Annotated in this window: 14 protein-coding genes; 11 read left to right on the plus strand and 3 right to left on the minus strand. The window is 66.2% G+C overall.

The genetic code is table 11. The features are described 5' to 3' along the window. Positions 1-75: 75 nt before the first annotated feature. Complete coding sequence (locus ACUXVE_RS07760) at positions 76-483, minus strand: acyl-CoA thioesterase (RefSeq protein WP_093817642.1); 408 nt, start codon at positions 481-483, stop codon at positions 76-78. Further along, on the minus strand, positions 483-3,479 hold the full coding sequence (gene uvrA, locus ACUXVE_RS07765; RefSeq protein WP_445514153.1) for an excinuclease ABC subunit UvrA: 2,997 nt from the start codon (positions 3,477-3,479) through the stop codon (positions 483-485). Before uvrA ends, ACUXVE_RS07760 begins: the two co-directional genes overlap by 1 nt. A gap of 319 nt (positions 3,480-3,798) precedes the next feature. Here uvrA and rplU point away from each other — a divergent pair, with 319 nt between their 5' ends. From rplU to obgE, 4 genes are read left to right on the plus strand one after another with little or no spacing between them, the layout of a single operon-like run. Then, positions 3,799-4,116, plus strand: a complete 318-nt coding sequence (rplU, locus tag ACUXVE_RS07770) for a 50S ribosomal protein L21 (protein WP_093817644.1) — start codon at positions 3,799-3,801, stop codon at positions 4,114-4,116. Positions 4,117-4,127: 11 nt separating this feature from the next. After that, positions 4,128-4,391 carry a 50S ribosomal protein L27 gene (rpmA, locus tag ACUXVE_RS07775; RefSeq protein ID WP_049467623.1) on the plus strand — a complete coding sequence of 88 codons (264 nt, stop codon included), beginning with the start codon at positions 4,128-4,130 and terminating at the stop codon, positions 4,389-4,391. Positions 4,392-4,450: 59 nt separating this feature from the next. Beyond that, complete coding sequence (locus tag ACUXVE_RS07780) at positions 4,451-4,588, plus strand: hypothetical protein (protein WP_157804331.1); 138 nt, start codon at positions 4,451-4,453, stop codon at positions 4,586-4,588. Continuing rightward, positions 4,585-5,640, plus strand: a complete 1,056-nt coding sequence (obgE, locus tag ACUXVE_RS07785; RefSeq protein WP_032975970.1) for a GTPase ObgE — start codon at positions 4,585-4,587, stop codon at positions 5,638-5,640. Before ACUXVE_RS07780 ends, obgE begins: the two co-directional genes overlap by 4 nt. Before the next feature lie 190 nt (positions 5,641-5,830). On the opposite strand, the gene rpsT is transcribed toward obgE, so the two are convergent. Next, positions 5,831-6,100, minus strand: a complete 270-nt coding sequence (gene rpsT, locus ACUXVE_RS07790; RefSeq protein WP_025873851.1) for a 30S ribosomal protein S20 — start codon at positions 6,098-6,100, stop codon at positions 5,831-5,833. 116 nt (positions 6,101-6,216) lie between these two features. Here rpsT and murJ point away from each other — a divergent pair, with 116 nt between their 5' ends. The 7 genes from murJ (at position 6,217) to ACUXVE_RS07825 (ending at position 15,977) form a co-directional block, all read left to right on the plus strand. Further along, positions 6,217-7,821: a murein biosynthesis integral membrane protein MurJ gene (gene murJ / locus ACUXVE_RS07795; RefSeq protein WP_445514178.1), complete on the plus strand. Its 1,605-nt coding sequence runs from the start codon at positions 6,217-6,219 to the stop codon at positions 7,819-7,821. Positions 7,822-7,896: 75 nt separating this feature from the next. Next, positions 7,897-8,844, plus strand: coding sequence for a bifunctional riboflavin kinase/FAD synthetase (locus tag ACUXVE_RS07800; RefSeq protein WP_025873849.1), 948 nt, complete (start codon positions 7,897-7,899; stop codon positions 8,842-8,844). After that, a complete protein-coding gene (gene ileS / locus ACUXVE_RS07805) occupies positions 8,841-11,672 on the plus strand; it encodes an isoleucine--tRNA ligase (protein WP_445514154.1) in 2,832 nt (943 codons plus the stop codon). Before ACUXVE_RS07800 ends, ileS begins: the two co-directional genes overlap by 4 nt. Beyond that, positions 11,672-12,196, plus strand: a complete 525-nt coding sequence (lspA, locus tag ACUXVE_RS07810) for a signal peptidase II (RefSeq protein ID WP_222390305.1) — start codon at positions 11,672-11,674, stop codon at positions 12,194-12,196. The genes ileS and lspA overlap by 1 nt, the downstream gene beginning before the upstream one ends. Positions 12,197-12,223: 27 nt before the next feature. Then, positions 12,224-13,174 (plus strand): 4-hydroxy-3-methylbut-2-enyl diphosphate reductase, encoded by a 951-nt coding sequence (ispH, locus tag ACUXVE_RS07815; RefSeq protein ID WP_093817647.1) that lies wholly within the window; start codon positions 12,224-12,226, stop codon positions 13,172-13,174. Between the two features lie 257 nt (positions 13,175-13,431). After that, positions 13,432-15,315 (plus strand): M61 family metallopeptidase, encoded by a 1,884-nt coding sequence (locus ACUXVE_RS07820; RefSeq protein WP_445514155.1) that lies wholly within the window; start codon positions 13,432-13,434, stop codon positions 15,313-15,315. After that, on the plus strand, positions 15,312-15,977 hold the full coding sequence (locus ACUXVE_RS07825) for a lysoplasmalogenase (RefSeq protein ID WP_445514156.1): 666 nt from the start codon (positions 15,312-15,314) through the stop codon (positions 15,975-15,977). Before ACUXVE_RS07820 ends, ACUXVE_RS07825 begins: the two co-directional genes overlap by 4 nt.

The following is a 15,977-nucleotide window of genomic DNA, read 5'->3' on the forward strand; positions in this document are numbered from 1 at the left end:
CAGTCCTTTGATGTGGAACGGTAGCGCCGGGCCATGCCCGGTGGGGAGAGTGCCGGCCAGCGGCCGGCACTACCTTCAGGTGGACGCTCTGCGGATCGCGTCCGGCAGCGGCGCGCTCTTGCCGGTCTGCGTGTCCATCCAGACCACCACCACGTTGCCGTCCGAATACAGCCTCGACTCGTCCTGCTGGTCGACGATGCGATGACCGATGGTCACGCTGCTGTTGCCCAGGCGTTCGACGAACAGCTCGACCAGGATGTCGTTGGGCCACACGATCGGCAACCGGTAGTTGACGTTGGTGGCGGCCACCACCGGTGCGATGCGGTCGGTCATCGACACGCCTTCCACGCCCAGCATCCAGCGCACGCGCGCCTCTTCCAGGTAGGAGATGTACTTGGCGTTGTTGACGTGGCCCATGCTGTCCATGTCACGCCAGCGCACGCTGATCGGAATGCGGGCCAGGATCTTGTGTTCGCTGCTCATCAGGCGTCCTTCTTCTTCTTGGTGCCGGTCGTGGCGGTCTTGCTGGCCTTGCCGGTGCTCTTGGCGGCGGCTGCCTTCTTCGCCGGCTTCTCGGGCTTCACCTTGCGCGGCGGGCGCGCATCGGGCTTGTTGGCCACGGCGGCGGGCTGGTCCGGTCGCGCGCTGGTGGACGGCAGCATCCGTGCGAGGAACTGGCCGGTGTACGAAGCCGGACATGCGGCCACGTCTTCCGGCGTACCGGTCACCAGGATGGTGCCGCCGCGATGACCGCCTTCCGGACCCAGGTCGACGATCCAGTCCGCGGTCTTGATGACGTCCAGGTTGTGCTCGATCACCACCACCGTGTTGCCCTCGTCGCGCAGCTTGTGCAACACGCCGAGCAGTGCCTCGATGTCGTGGAAGTGCAGGCCGGTGGTCGGCTCGTCGAGGATGTACAGGGTGCGGCCGGTATCGCGGCGCGACAGTTCCTTGGACAGCTTCACGCGCTGCGCTTCACCACCGGACAGCGTGGTCGCGCTCTGCCCCAGCTTGATGTAGCTCAGGCCGACATCGACCAGGGTCTCCAGCTTGCGGGCGATGGACGGGACCGGTTCGAACAGCTTCAGCGCATCTTCGACGGTCATTTCCAGCACGTCGTTGATGTTGAAGCCCTTGTACAGGATCTCCAGCGTTTCGCGGTTGTAGCGCTTGCCATGGCAGACGTCGCAGGGCACGTACACGTCCGGAAGGAAGTGCATCTCGACCTTGATCAGCCCGTCGCCCTGGCACGCTTCGCAGCGGCCGCCACGCACGTTGAAGCTGAAACGGCCCGGCGAATAGCCGCGCGCGCGTGCTTCGGGCACCTGTGCGAACAGTTCGCGCAGCGGAGTGAACAGGCCGGTGTAGGTGGCCGGATTCGAGCGCGGGGTACGGCCGATCGGCGACTGGTCGATGTCCACCACCTTGTCGAACAGATCCAGGCCGTCGATCTCCTTGTACGGCGCGATCGGGTGCGAGGCGCCGTTGATCTCGTTGGCGGCCAGCGAGAACAGGGTGTCGTTGATCAGCGTCGACTTGCCCGAGCCGGACACGCCGGTCACGCAGGTCAGCAGCCCGGCCGGAATGGCCAGGTCCACGCCCTTGAGGTTGTTGCCGGTGGCGCCACGCAGGTGCAGCGTCATCTTCGGGTTCGGCTTGTGCCGGCGCGCCGGGATCTCGATCGCGCGCTTGCCGGACAGGTACTGGCCGGTCAACGAGCGCGGCGCATCCAGGATGTCCTGCAGGCTGCCCTGGCCGACGATCTCGCCGCCATGCACACCCGCGCCCGGACCGATGTCCAGCACGTAGTCGGCCAGGCGGATCGCATCTTCGTCATGCTCGACCACGATCACCGTGTTGCCCAGGTCGCGCAGGCGGGTGAGGGTGCCCAGCAGGCGCTCGTTGTCGCGCTGGTGCAGGCCGATGGAGGGCTCGTCGAGCACGTACATCACCCCGACCAGGCCCGCACCGATCTGGCTGGCCAGGCGGATGCGCTGGGCTTCGCCACCGGACAGGGTGTCGGCCTTGCGCTCCAGGGTCAGGTAATCCAGGCCGACGTCGACCAGGAAGCCGAGGCGTTCACCGATCTCCTTGACGATCTTCGCGGCGATCTCGCCTCGCCAGCCCGGCAGGCTCAGACTGCTGAAGAACTTCAGCGCTTCGTCGATCGGCAGCACCACCAGTTCCGGCAGCGGTCGATCCGCCACGAACACGTTGCGCGCGGCCTTGTTCAGGCGTGCGCCATTGCACTCGGGGCAGGCATGCTCGCTGATGTACTTGCCCAGTTCTTCCTGCACCGCCGCCGATTCGGTTTCCTTGTAGCGGCGTTCCAGGTTGGGAATGATGCCTTCGAAGCGATGCTTGCGCTGGGTGCGGCCACCGGCCTCGGTGAAGTAGGTAAAGGTGATCGCGTCCTCGCCGCTGCCGTACAGCACGGCCTGCTGCACCTTGGCCGGCAGCGAGTTCCACGCCGCGTCGACGTCGAACTTGTAGTGCTTGGCCAGCGAGGCGATCAGCTGGAAGTAATAGGCATTGCGGCGATCCCAGCCACGCACGGCACCGGCCGCCAGCGACAGCTCCGGATGCACCACCACGCGCGAGGGGTCGAAGAACTCCGCCATGCCCAGCCCATCGCAGCCGGGGCAGGCGCCCATCGGTGCGTTGAACGAGAACAGGCGCGGCTCCAGTTCCGGCAGCGAGTAGTCGCAGACCGGGCAGGAATACTTGGACGAGAACAGGGTAGGGGCCGCAGCGGCATCGTCCAGCGACTGCACCGACGCCATGCCATCGCCCAGCTTCAGGGCGGTTTCGAAGCTCTCGGCCAGGCGCTGCTTGATGTCTTCGCGCGGGCGGAAGCGATCGATCACCGCTTCGATGGTGTGCTTCTGGCGCAGCGCCAGCGGCGGCACTGCATCGATTTCGTAGAGCTCGCCATCCACGCGTACACGCACGAAGCCCTGCGCGCGCAGCTGGTCGAACACCTGCGCGTGCTCGCCCTTGCGGTCGCGGATCACCGGCGCCAGCAGCATGTAGCGCTGTTCCGGGTCCAGCGTCAGCATATGGTCGACCATCTGGCTGACCGTCTGCGCCTCCAGCGGATAGCCGTGGTCGGGGCAACGCGGCGTGCCGACGCGCGCATACAGCAGGCGCAGGTAGTCGTAGATCTCGGTAATGGTGCCGACCGTCGAGCGCGGGTTGTGCGAGGTCGACTTCTGCTCGATCGAGATCGCCGGCGACAGCCCTTCGATGTGGTCCAGGTCCGGCTTTTCCATCACGCTCAGGAACTGCCGCGCGTACGCCGACAGGGACTCGACGTAACGCCGCTGACCCTCGGCATAGATGGTGTCAAACGCCAGCGACGACTTGCCCGAGCCGGAAAGGCCGGTGATCACGATCAGTTTGTCGCGGGGCAGGTCGAGGTCGATGTTCTTGAGGTTGTGCGTCCGCGCGCCGCGGATGCGGATGAAATCCATCGCCATGGGGAATCCGGTTGTGGGGGCGTGGCTGGGCCGCCGGGCCAGCGAAAGGGCGGCAATCGGTCAGCCTACCGAGGTGACCAGATGGGGGCAATGGGCGACAATGCCAGCCCGGTGTCTCACCCGGTGAGACCGCCTGTCAGGCAGGGGTCAGATCCCTTTTCACGTGGTGAAAAGGGATCTGACCCCGTTCCGGCCCGGCCTCCAGAGCCGTTCAGGGGTTGACTTGACCCGTCCCCGGTGGTCCACGTACAATTCCGCTCCTGTCCGCCCTCGACGGCGGCAGTCCATAGACCACAATAACTACAGAGGAAGTCTGGTCATGTACGCAGTACTGGTCACCGGCGGTAAGCAATACCGCGTGGCGCAGGGCGAAAAGCTCCGCATTGAAAAGCTCGAAGCCGACGTCGGCAGCGAGATCAAGTTCGACAACATCCTGCTGCTCGGCGACAGCGATGGCATCAAGATCGGCGACGCCCTGAGCGGCGCTGCGGTCACTGCCACCGTCCTGTCCCAGGGTCGTGCCGACAAGGTCCGGATCATCAAGTTCCGTCGCCGTAAGCACCACATGAAGCGCCAGGGTCACCGTCAGTACTACACCGAAATCGAGATCACCGGCATTGCCGGTGGCAGCAAGTAAGGAGATAGGTCATGGCACATAAAAAAGGCGTAGGCTCTTCGCGCAACGGTCGCGACTCCAACCCGAAGTACCTCGGCGTCAAGATCTTCGGCGGCCAGGCCATCGAAGCAGGCAACATCATCGTGCGTCAGCGCGGCACCCAGTTCCACCCGGGTACCGGCGTCGGCCTCGGCCGTGACCACACCCTGTTCGCCCTGACGGACGGCAAGGTGGAGTTCTCGGTGAAGGGCCCGAAGAAGCGTCGCACCGTCAGCGTCGTCTCGGTCGAAGCCTGATAAGGCTGCGTCCGGCGCCCATGCCTCGGCATGGCCGTGCTGGATGAAGAGCTCGCTGCATGAAGAGCCCCGCTTCGGCGGGGCTTTTCGTTGGAATCAATGGTAAAACGGGCATCGCCCGGTTGTCGGCCAGCGGCCGGCACTACATCAAGGTGGCGGCGTGCATGCCGCGCCCATCGCAGGCATCGAAACAATGAAACTGGTAGACGAAGCAGAAATCGAAGTGTTCGCCGGCAACGGCGGCAACGGCTGCATTGGCTTCCGTCGCGAGAAGTTCATTCCGCTCGGCGGCCCGGACGGCGGCGACGGCGGTGCGGGCGGCAGCGTGTGGATCCGCGCCGACGAAAACCTCAACACCCTGGTCGACTTCCGCCATGACCGCATCTTCAAGGCGCAGCGCGGCGAGAACGGCATGGGCCGCCAGGCCTATGGCAAGGGTGGCGAAGACCTGGTCATCACCGTGCCGGTCGGCACCGTGATCATCAACGTGGCCACCGATGAAATCATCGGTGACCTGACCCAGCATGGTGACCGCCTGCTGGTGGCCAAGGGCGGCCGCGGCGGCCTGGGCAACATGCATTTCAAGAGCTCCACCAACCGCTCGCCGCGCCAGGCGCTGCCGGGTGAGCCGGGTGAGGAGCGCACGCTGAAGCTGGAGCTGAAGCTGCTGGCCGATGTCGGCCTGCTGGGCTTCCCCAACGCCGGCAAGAGCACCCTGATCCGCGCCGTTTCGGCGGCGACGCCGAAGGTGGCCGATTACCCGTTCACCACGCTGTACCCGAACCTGGGTGTGGTGAAGGTGGAGAACTACCGCAGCTTCGTGATCGCCGATATTCCGGGCCTGATTGAAGGTGCTGCCGACGGTGCCGGCCTGGGCGCGCAGTTCCTGCGCCACCTGCAGCGCACCCGCCTGCTGCTGCATCTCGTCGACATTTCGCCGATGGAAGGTGGTGTGGAAGGTGTGTCGCCGGTCGAGCAGGTGCGTGCCATCGAGCGCGAACTGGAAAAGCACGATCCGGAGCTGCTGGCCAAGCCGCGCTGGCTGGTGCTGAACAAGGCCGACCTGATGTTCGAGGACGAGGCCAAGGCCGCTGCCGAGAAGATCGTCGCCGAGCTGGGCTGGAAGGAGCCGTGGTTCCTGGTGTCCGCACTGGGTCGCGAAGGCACCTTCCCGATCATGAGCCGGATCATGGCGTTCTTCGATCGCCAGAAGGAAGACGAGCTCGAGGCGGCACGCAACGCGCAGTAATGCCGTTGTGGTTCCCGCGAAAAACCCGGCTTCGGCCGGGTTTTTTGTTGGCGGCCGAATGGGGTCGGATCCCTTTTCTGCGGGAAAAGGGATCCGACCCCGGGCATCGCAAGATTGCAGGCAACAAAAAACCCGGCCGAGGCCGGGCTTTTGCGTGCTGCCGGAGCCGGGGCTCCAGCAACCAACCGGATCAGGCGGCCTGGAGGGCCTTGATGCGGTCGTTCAGGCGGCTCTTGTGGCGAGCAGCCTTGTTCTTGTGGATCAGGCCACGCGCGCTGAAACGATCCAGGATCGGCTGGGCAACGGCGAAGGCGGCTTGGGCGCCGGCGGCATCGTTGGCGTCCAGCGCCTTGATCACTTTCTTGACAGCGGTGCGCAGCATCGAGCGCTGAGCCACGTTGCGCGCGTTGCGCACGACGGTCTGCTTGGCGCGCTTCTTGGCGGACTTGATATTGGCCACGGTGGTGGTTTCCTGAAAAATCGGTGTTATGGGAACAGCAAGCTAGCTAGTATGATGGCGTAAGAAATGTACGTCAAGTCGATTGTCAAGAGGGACGTTGAGTGAGTTCACCCAAGATGTTGCGGGGCCTGCTGTCGTTCAGCAGCATGACCATGGTCTCGCGGGTTCTCGGCCTGGTCCGGGACCAGGTGGTGACCTCGACCTTCGGCACCAACGCCATCACCGATGCTTTCTGGGTCGCCTTCAGGATACCCAATTTCCTGCGCCGGCTGTTCGCCGAGGGCTCCTTTGCCACCGCCTTCGTGCCGGTGTTCACCGAGGTGAAGGAAACCCGCAGCCATGCCGAGCTGCGTGAACTGATGGCCCGCACCGCCGGCACCCTGGGCGGCGTGCTGATGCTGGTCACCGCATTGGCGCTGATCTTTGCCCCGCAGCTGGCATCGGTCTTCGCAAGTGGCGTGGACACCGACCCGGCCAAGCAGGGCCTGCTGGTCGACCTGTTCCGCCTGACCTTCCCGTTCCTGCTGTTCGTCTCGCTGACCGCCCTGGCCGGCGGCGCGCTGAACAGTTTCCAGCGCTTCGCGATGCCGGCACTGACCCCGGTCATCCTCAACCTGTGCATGATCGCCGGCGCGCTGTGGCTGGCGCCGCGGCTGGGTGGTACCCCGGAAAAGCAGATCCTCGCCCTGGGCTGGGCGGTGCTGGCCGCCGGCCTGCTGCAGCTGCTGTTCCAGCTGCCTTCGTTGAAGGGCATCGACCTGCTGACCCTGCCGCGCTGGGGCTGGAACCATCCGGGCGTGCGCAAGGTGATGACGCTGATGGTGCCGACCCTGTTCGGCTCGTCGGTAGCGCAGATCAACCTGCTGCTGGACACCGTCATCGCCGCCAAGCTGACCGACGGTTCGCAGTCCTGGCTGTCGCTGGCCGATCGCTTCCTGGAACTGCCGCTGGGCGTGTTCGGCGTGGCGCTGGGCACGGTGATCCTGCCGGCGCTGGCACGGCACCACGTCAGCACCGACCGCGAAGGCTTCTCGCGCTCGCTGGACTGGGGCCTGCGCATGACCCTGCTGATCTCGGTGCCAGCCATGCTCGGCCTGCTGCTGCTGGCCGAACCGCTGATCTCCACGATCTTCCAGCACGGCCAGTTCACCGCCTTCGACACCCGCATGACGGCGCTGTCGGTGTACGGCCTGAGCTTCGGCCTGCCGGCGTTCGCGCTGCTGAAGGTGGTGCTGCCGGCGTTCTACGCGCGCCAGGACACCAGGACGCCGGTGCGCGCCGGCGTCGCCGCGCTGGTGGCCAACATGGTGTTCAACTTCGCCCTGCTGGCGGTGCTGTACCAGGTGATGGTGCCCGACGAGCTGAAGGCGCAGGGCGTAATGGCAGCCATCGGCAAGCAACCCGGCCTGCACCTGGCGCTGGGCATTGCCAGTGCGCTGTCCAGTTACCTGAACCTGGGGCTGCTCTGGTACTGGCTGGGCAAGACCGATGTCTACCAGCGGCGTCCGGGTTGGGGCGGCTACCTGCTGCGCCTGCTGCTGGCGTGCACGGCAATGGTCGGCGTGCTGCTGGCCCTGCGGTACTGGCTGCCGGGCTTCTCCTCCATGGGCGTGTGGGAACGGATCGGCGCGCTCGGCCTGCTGGTCGGCGGTGGCGGGCTGACCTACCTGCTGGCGATGGTGGCGATGGGCTTCCGCCCGCGCGACCTGCGTGGGCATTGATCGCGGCTCCCGGCGGCTATACTTCAGGGTTACACCATTGAAACGGCGGGCTTCGGCCGGCCGGAACGAGAGTTGATGAGCAGGCTGTTCAGAAGCGTCGAGGGCGGGGAGCTGTTCCCCAACGGAAGCGTGGTCTGCATCGGTGCATTCGACGGCCTCCACCTGGGCCATCGTGCGCTGGTGCGGCACGCGGTCGCGCGTGCGCGCGCCTTGGGTGTGGCTGCGGTGGCGGTGGCCTTCGAGCCCTTGCCGCGTGAGTTTTTCGCCCAGGGTACGCCGCCGCCGCGGTTGACCCTGGCACGCAGCAAGGTCGAGATCCTGCACGAACTGGGCGTCGATGCGATCGGCCTGCTGCGTTTCGACGCGGCGATGGCGGCGATGCCCGCCGAAACCTTCGTGCGCCAGCTGCTGGCCCAGCGCCTGAACGCCCGCGAGGTGTGGATCGGGCCGGAGTTCTGTTTCGGCAACCGTCGCCGTGGCGATCTGGCCCTGTTGCAGGCGCTCGGCGCCGAGCTCGGTTTCAGCGCCGGCGAGATCGAAGCGGTCGACCTGCATGGTGACCGCATCTCCAGCACCCGTATCCGCCAGCTGCTGCAGGAAGGCGACTTCGCCCGCGTCGGCGACCTGCTCGGTCGCCCCTACTCGATCAGCGGGCGCGTCGTGCGTGGGCGTCAGCTCGGCCGTACGCTGGGCTTCCCCACGGCCAACCTGCGCTTCCCGAAGACCCCGGCACTGTCGGGCATCTACGCGACCTGGGTGCACGGGGTGTTCGACCAGCCGTGGCCGTCAGTGTCCAGTTTCGGTACCCGGCCGACCGTGGACGGCGTGGAGCCGCTGCTGGAAGCGCACCTGTTTGATTTCCAGGGCGACCTGTACGGGCGCCACATCGAAGTCGAATTCGTTGCCAAACTGCGTGACGAAGAGAAATTCAACGATCTGGCGGCGCTGACCGACCAGATGCACCGCGACGCCGAACAGGCGCGTGCCATCCTTTCCGAACATAGATTGCGAGCCACTGCGTGAGCCAGGACTACAAGACCACCCTCAACCTGCCGGCCACCGAATTCCCGATGCGCGGCGACCTGCCCAAGCGCGAGCCGGGCATTCTGGCGCGCTGGGAAGAGCAGGGGCTCTACCAGCAGCTGCGCGACAACGCCGCCGGCCGCCCGCTGTTCGTGCTGCATGACGGCCCGCCGTACGCCAATGCGCGCATCCACCTGGGCCATGCGGTCAACAAGATCCTCAAGGACATCATCGTCAAGTCGCGCTACCTGGCCGGCTTCGATGCGCCCTATGTGCCGGGCTGGGACTGCCATGGCCTGCCGATCGAAATCGCGGTGGAAAAGAAGTGGGGCAAGGTCGGGGTGAAGCTCGATGCGGTCGCGTTCCGGCAGAAGTGCCGCGAGTTCGCCGAGGAGCAGATCGACATCCAGCGCGCCGACTTCAAGCGCCTGGGCGTCACCGGCGACTGGGACAACCCGTACAAGACCCTGAGCTTCGATTTCGAGGCCAACGAGATCCGCGCGCTGTCCAAGATCGTCGCTAACGGCCACCTGCTGCGCGGCGCCAAGCCGGTGTACTGGTGCTTCGACTGCGGCTCGGCGCTGGCCGAAGCCGAGATCGAGTACCACGAAAAGACCTCGCCGGCGATCGACGTGGCCTACACCGCGCGCGATGCGCAGGCCGTAGCGCAGGCGTTCGGCGTCAGCCTGCCGGCCGACGTGGAAGTGGCCGTGCCGATCTGGACCACCACCCCGTGGACGTTGCCGGCCTCGCTGGCGGTATCGCTGGGCGCGGACATCCGCTACGTGCTGGCCGAAGGCCCGGCGCACAACGGCAAGCGCCGTTGGCTGGTGCTGGCCGCTGCACTGGCCGAGCGCTCGCTGCAGCGCTACGGCGTGGACGCGGTGGTGCTGCACGGTGAGGCCGAAGGTTCGGCGCTGGAAAACCAGCTGCTGATCCATCCGTTCTACCCCGAGCGCGAGATCCTCGTGCTCAACGGCGAACACGTGTCCGACGAGGACGGTACCGGTGCGGTGCATACCGCCCCCGGCCACGGCCAGGAAGACTACGTGGTCAGCCAGAAGTACGGCCTGCTGGACAAGTACAACGCCGGCCAGGTGACCCCGGTTGATGGCCGTGGCGTCTACCTGGAATCGACCCCGCCGGCAGGCGAGGTGGTGCTGGCGGGCCAGCACCTGTGGAAGGCGCAGGAGGCGATCGTGCAGGTGCTGCGCGACAGCGGCGCGCTGCTGGCCTTCGTCGAGATCCGCCATAGCTACCCGCACTGCTGGCGGCACAAGACGCCGGTGGTGTTCCGCGCCACCCCGCAGTGGTTCATTTCGATGGACAAGGCCAACCTGCGCAGCGATGCGCTGGCCGCCATCGACACCGTCGGCTGGTTCCCGACGTGGGGCAAGGCGCGCATCCAGAGCATGGTCGACGGCCGCCCGGACTGGACCATCTCGCGCCAGCGCACGTGGGGCGTGCCGATCGCACTGTTCACCCATCGCCAGACCGGCGAGATCCACCCGCGTTCGGTGGAGCTGATGCAGCAGGTGGCCGACCGCGTCCAGGCCGAAGGCATCGACGTGTGGTACTCGCTGGACGCGGCCGAACTGCTGGGCGCTGAAGCGGCCGACTACGAGAAGGTCACCGACATCCTCGATGTCTGGTTCGACTCGGGCGTGACCCACGAAGCGGTGCTGGCTGCCCGTGGCTTCGGCAAGCCGGCCGACCTGTACCTGGAAGGTTCGGACCAGCATCGCGGCTGGTTCCAGTCCTCGCTGCTGACCGGCGTGGCCATCGACAAGCGCGCGCCGTACAAGCAGTGCCTCACCCACGGGTTCACCGTGGACGAGCATGGCCGCAAGATGTCCAAGTCGCTGGGCAACGGCATCGAGCCGCAGGAAATCATGAACAAGCTGGGCGCGGACATCCTGCGCCTGTGGATCGCCTCGGCCGACTACAGCAACGAGATGTCGCTGTCGCAGGAAATCCTCAAGCGCACCGCCGACGCCTACCGTCGCCTGCGCAACACCGCCCGCTTCCTGCTGGGCAACCTCGACGGTTTCGATCCGGCCCAGCACCTGCGCCCGCTCAACGAGATGGTCGCGCTGGACCGCTGGATCGTGCATCGCGCCTGGGAACTGCAGGAGAAGATCAAGGCGGCGTATGACAACTACGACATGGCCGAGATCGTGCAGCTGCTGCTGAACTTCTGCAGCGTGGACCTGGGCTCGCTGTACCTGGACGTGACCAAGGACCGCCTGTACACGATGCCGACCGATTCGGATGGCCGTCGTTCGGCGCAGAGCGCGATGTACCACATCGCCGAAGCGTTCACCCGCTGGGTGGCGCCGATCCTGACCTTCACCGCCGATGAGCTGTGGGGGTATCTGCCGGGCGACCGTGCCGGCCACGTGCTGTTCACCACCTGGTACGAGGGCCTGGCTCCGCTGCCGGCCGACGCACAGCTCAACGCGGCCGACTTCGACCAGCTGCTGGCCCTGCGCGAGCAGGTGGCCAAGGTGCTGGAGCCGATGCGCGCCAATGGTGCGATCGGCGCCGCGCTGGAAGCGGAGATCACCATCGCCGCCAGCGAAGAGCAGGCGACCCGCTGGCAGCCGCTGGCCGATGAACTGCGCTTCCTGTTCATCAGCGGTGACGTGCAGGTGCGCCCGGCGACCACCGACGAGGTCTTCGTCAGCGCGCAGCCGACGCAGAAAGCCAAGTGCGTGCGCTGCTGGCACCACCGTGCCGACGTCGGCAGCAGTGCCGACCACCCGGAACTGTGCGGCCGCTGCGTGACCAACGTCGCCGGTGCCGGCGAAGTGCGGAGCTGGTTCTGATGGCCGCCGCGCGCCCGCATCCCAATGCGCTGGTCTGGCTGCTGCTGTCGGCAGTCATCATCGGCCTGGACCAGTGGTCGAAGGCCTGGGTGCTGTCGAGCCTGCCGGAGTTCCAGCCGGTGGTGGTCATCGACGGCTTCTGGAACTGGTACCGCACCTACAACACCGGTGCAGCGTTCAGCTTCCTGAGCGATGCCGGTGGCTGGCAGAAGCACTTCTTCACCGTACTGGCGATCGCCATCAGCGGCCTGATGGCCTGGTGGCTGCGCGCTACGGCGCGTGGCAACTGGAAAGCCGCCGTGCCGTATGCGCTGATCATCGGTGGCGCCATCGGCAACGTGATCGACCGCCAGGTGCATGGCCACGTGGTGGATTTCATCCAGTGGTACGTCGGCGAGCATGTCTGGCCGTCGTTCAACATCGCCGATTCGGCCATCGTGGTGGGTGCCGTCGGCATCGCCCTGTTCGGCCTGTTCGACGGCAAGTCCGCCAAAAAGGCGGATAATGCCAATCCGAAACCGTAAGCCGGCCGCTGCCGGGAGACTGAACTGATGGATGTGCTGCTCGCCAACCCGCGTGGATTCTGTGCCGGTGTCGATCGTGCGATCGAGATCGTCAAGCGCGCGATCGAAACGCTGGGCGCGCCCATCTATGTCCGCCATGAAGTGGTGCACAACCGCTTCGTGGTCGATGACCTGAAGCAGCGCGGCGCGATCTTCGTCGAGGAACTCGACGAAGTGCCGGACAACAACACCGTCATCTTCAGCGCCCATGGCGTGTCCCAGGCCGTGCGCCAGGAAGCCGAGCGGCGTGGCCTGAAGGTGTTCGATGCCACCTGTCCGCTGGTGACCAAGGTCCACTTCGAAGTCGCCCGCCACTGCCGTGCCGGCCGTGACGTGGTGCTGATCGGCCATGCCGGCCATCCGGAAGTGGAGGGCACGATGGGCCAGTGGAACCGCGAAGCGGGCACCGGCCAGATCTACCTGGTCGAGGACGTGGAGCAGGTGGCCACGTTGCAGATCAACCAGCCGGAAAACTTCGCCTACACCACCCAGACCACGCTGTCGGTGGATGACACGCGCGGCATCATCGATGCGCTGCGCGAGCGCTTCCCGGCGATGCAGGGGCCGAAGAACGACGACATCTGCTACGCCACGCAGAACCGCCAGGACGCCGTGCGCGACCTGGCCAAGCGCTGCGACCTGGTGCTGGTGGTCGGTTCGCCGAACAGCTCCAATTCCAACCGCCTGAGCGAGCTGGCTCGCCGTGAAGGCGTGGAGAGCTACCTGATCGACGGTGCACACGAGATCGACCCGGCCTGGGTGGTGGGCAAGCAGCATATCGGCGTGACCGCTGGTGCCTCGGCACCGCAGGTGCTGGTCGATGGCGTGCTGGCGCGTCTGGCCGAGCTGGGCGCGACCGGCGTGGGCGAGCTGGATGGCGAGCCGGAATCGATGGTGTTCGCGCTGCCAAAGGAACTGCGCCTGCGTCTGGTCGACTGAGTGACAGCGCTGCGGGTGGATGCGAACCCTGGTTCGCATTGTCGGCTGTACGTCATCCACGCATGGCGTGGATCTACCCCGTACTGCTCTGCTTTCCAGTAGTTCCACGCCATGCGTGGATGCTGTCAGTCATCGCCAACGCTCCGATGAGGCTTTGCCGCATTTGGTCGATGCGCCACTGACCATGACCTTCGGCCATGGGGCTCGGCATCTCACAGGCCTAGCATCGGGGAATCCTTCACTGCTGGAAGTCGCCGATGAAAACCCGTGCCCTGGTGATGTCCGTGCTGTTCGCGCTGGCGACCACGCCCGCGTTGGCGCAGACTCCGCCACCGGGTGATACCGCCGCCCCCGGCCTGCTGCGCATCGACGTCGATGCACGCGACCTCGCCCGGCGCATCTTCAAGGTGACCGCCACCGTGCCGGCCAAGCCCGGCCCGATGACCCTGCTGTACCCGCAGTGGATTCCCGGCAACCATTCGCCCACCGGCCCGATCGACAAACTGGCCGGCCTTCGGGTGACCGCCAACGGCAAGCCGTTGGCCTGGCAGCGCGACCAGTACAACGTGTACGCGTTCAAGGTGGATGTGCCGGCGGGCGTGAGCGAGATCGTCGCCCACTTCGATTTCCTGTCTTCGCAGGGAGGCAGCCAGGGCCGGGTGGTGATGACCCCGGAAATGCTCAACCTGCAGTGGAACGCCAATTCGCTGTATCCGGCCGGCGTGGACGCGCGCAACCTGCAGGCGCAGGCCAGCGTGACCCTGCCCAAGGGCTGGGCCTACGCGACGGCACTGGAAACCGCACGCCGCGATGGCGACACCGTGGTGTTCAAGCCGATTTCCTATGACCACCTGGTCGATTCGCCGCTGTTTGCCGGTGAGCATCACCAGCGCATCGACCTCGACCCGGGCGCGAAGGCGCCGGTGCATCTGAACGTCTTCGCCGACGATGCCAAATCGCTGAAGCCGACCGACGCGCAGTTGAAGGCGCACCGAGCGCTGGTGCAGCAGGCGGACAAGCTGTACGGCGCGCGCCACTTTGACCACTACGAGTTCCTGCTTGCGCTGACCGATCGCCTCGGCGGCATCGGCCTGGAACACCATCGTTCCAGCGAGAACAGCGCCGACCCGGGCTACTTCACCGAGTGGGACAGCAACGCGTGGATGCGCGACCTGCTGCCGCATGAGTACACCCACTCGTGGAACGGCAAGTACCGTCGCGGTGCCGACCTGGCCACGGCCAACTTCAATACACCGATGGGCGACAGCCTGTTGTGGGTGTACGAAGGGCAGACCCAGTTCTGGGGCCAGGTACTGGCCGCACGTTCGGGGCTGTGGTCCAGCGAGCAGGCGCGCGACATGCTGGCCAACGTGGCGGCCACCTATGATCGTGGTCGCCCGGGCCTGGCCTGGCGCCCGCTGCAGGACACCACCAACGACCCGACCATCGCCCAGCGTCGCACCCTGCCGTACCGCAACTACCAGATGAGCGAGGACTACTACTCCGGCGGGCAGATGCTGTGGCTGGAGGTGGAGGGCAAGCTGCGTGGACTGACCGGCAACCGGCGCAGCCTGGATGACTTCGCGCGTGCCTTCTTCGGCGTCGGCAACGGCGATTGGGACGTCAATCCGTACACCTTCGATGACGTGGTGGCGACCCTCAACGGCATCGCGCCGTACGACTGGGCGAGCTTCCTGCGCCAACGCCTGGACGGGCACGGATCGCTGACCGGCGGCCTGGAACTGGCGGGCTGGAAGCTGGTCTACCGCGATGCGCCGAACGAGGCCTACAAGGCGCAGGAAAAGCGCGCGAAGGCAGCGCTGCTGGCTTACTCGCTGGGAGCGACGGTGCTCGACAGTGGCGTGGTCGGTGACGTGGTCTGGGACAGCCCGGCGTTCAATGCCGGCCTGGCGCCGGGCATGAAGGTGATCGCCGTTGGTGGTCGCGAATACAGCAGCCAGCGCTTGAAGGATGCGGTGGCTGCAGCCGCCACTGACAAGGCCCCGGTCACGCTGCTGGTCAAGCAGTTCGACCGCATCGACACGATGAAGATCGACTACCACGGCGGCCTGCAGTATCCGGTGCTGGAGCGCATCGCCGGCCGCCCGGATCGCCTTGCAGAGCTGTGGAAGGCACGATGAAGCTGCGCACGCGCGATGGGTTGATCCTGGTGGTGGCCGTGCTGGCCATCATCGGCGCCTACCTGGACGGCGACGGGCGCTGGCTGCACTGGTTGGCCAAGCCGGCGACCACGCTGCTGATCGCCGCCATCGCCTGGCAGGTGCGGCCGGCGGCCGATGCGTTCTATCGGCGCATGGTGCTGGCCGGCATGCTGTTGTCCTGCGTGGGCGACATCGCACTGATGCTGCCGTTCGACGCGTTCGTGCCGGGCCTGGTGGCCTTCCTGCTGGCGCATCTGTGCTACATCGCCGCGTTCCGAGCCGGCCTGCGCGCGGGTCGCGGACTGCTCGCAGCCTTCGTGCTGCTGGCCGCATTCGCTGCGATCAACGTAACCGGCCTGTGGCCGCATCTACCGCTGCCGATGCGCGTTCCGGTGCTGGCCTATGTCGTGGTGCTGGCGCTGATGGCAGTGCTGGCACTGGCCCGCTACTGGAAGCGGCCACACGTCGACGCACTGGAAGCGGGCAGCGCGCGTTGGGCTGCCGCTGGCGCACTGCTGTTCGTGGCCAGTGATTCCCTGCTGGCGTGGGATCGCTTCGGCGGTGGCCTGCCGATGGCCAGCCTGCTGGTGCTGTCCACCTACTACGCTGCGCAGTACGCCATCGCCCGCTCGGTGAGATAG

The sequence above is a fragment of the Stenotrophomonas sp. 3(2025) genome (assembly GCF_052665395.1).

Excerpts from the sequence above, each read along its gene's own strand:
- ACUXVE_RS07760 (WP_093817642.1), bottom strand. The coding sequence starts at position 483 with ATGAGCAGCGAACACAAGATCCTGGCCCGCATTCCGATCAGCGTGCGC.
- uvrA (WP_445514153.1), bottom strand. The coding sequence starts at position 3,479 with ATGGCGATGGATTTCATCCGCATCCGCGGCGCGCGGACGCACAACCTC.
- rplU (WP_093817644.1), top strand. The coding sequence starts at position 3,799 with ATGTACGCAGTACTGGTCACCGGCGGTAAGCAATACCGCGTGGCGCAG.
- rpmA (WP_049467623.1), top strand. The coding sequence starts at position 4,128 with ATGGCACATAAAAAAGGCGTAGGCTCTTCGCGCAACGGTCGCGACTCC.
- ACUXVE_RS07780 (WP_157804331.1), top strand. The coding sequence starts at position 4,451 with ATGAAGAGCCCCGCTTCGGCGGGGCTTTTCGTTGGAATCAATGGTAAA.
- obgE (WP_032975970.1), top strand. The coding sequence starts at position 4,585 with ATGAAACTGGTAGACGAAGCAGAAATCGAAGTGTTCGCCGGCAACGGC.
- murJ (WP_445514178.1), top strand. The coding sequence starts at position 6,217 with ATGTTGCGGGGCCTGCTGTCGTTCAGCAGCATGACCATGGTCTCGCGG.
- ACUXVE_RS07800 (WP_025873849.1), top strand. The coding sequence starts at position 7,897 with ATGAGCAGGCTGTTCAGAAGCGTCGAGGGCGGGGAGCTGTTCCCCAAC.
- lspA (WP_222390305.1), top strand. The coding sequence starts at position 11,672 with ATGGCCGCCGCGCGCCCGCATCCCAATGCGCTGGTCTGGCTGCTGCTG.
- ispH (WP_093817647.1), top strand. The coding sequence starts at position 12,224 with ATGGATGTGCTGCTCGCCAACCCGCGTGGATTCTGTGCCGGTGTCGAT.
- ACUXVE_RS07820 (WP_445514155.1), top strand. The coding sequence starts at position 13,432 with ATGAAAACCCGTGCCCTGGTGATGTCCGTGCTGTTCGCGCTGGCGACC.
- ACUXVE_RS07825 (WP_445514156.1), top strand. The coding sequence starts at position 15,312 with ATGAAGCTGCGCACGCGCGATGGGTTGATCCTGGTGGTGGCCGTGCTG.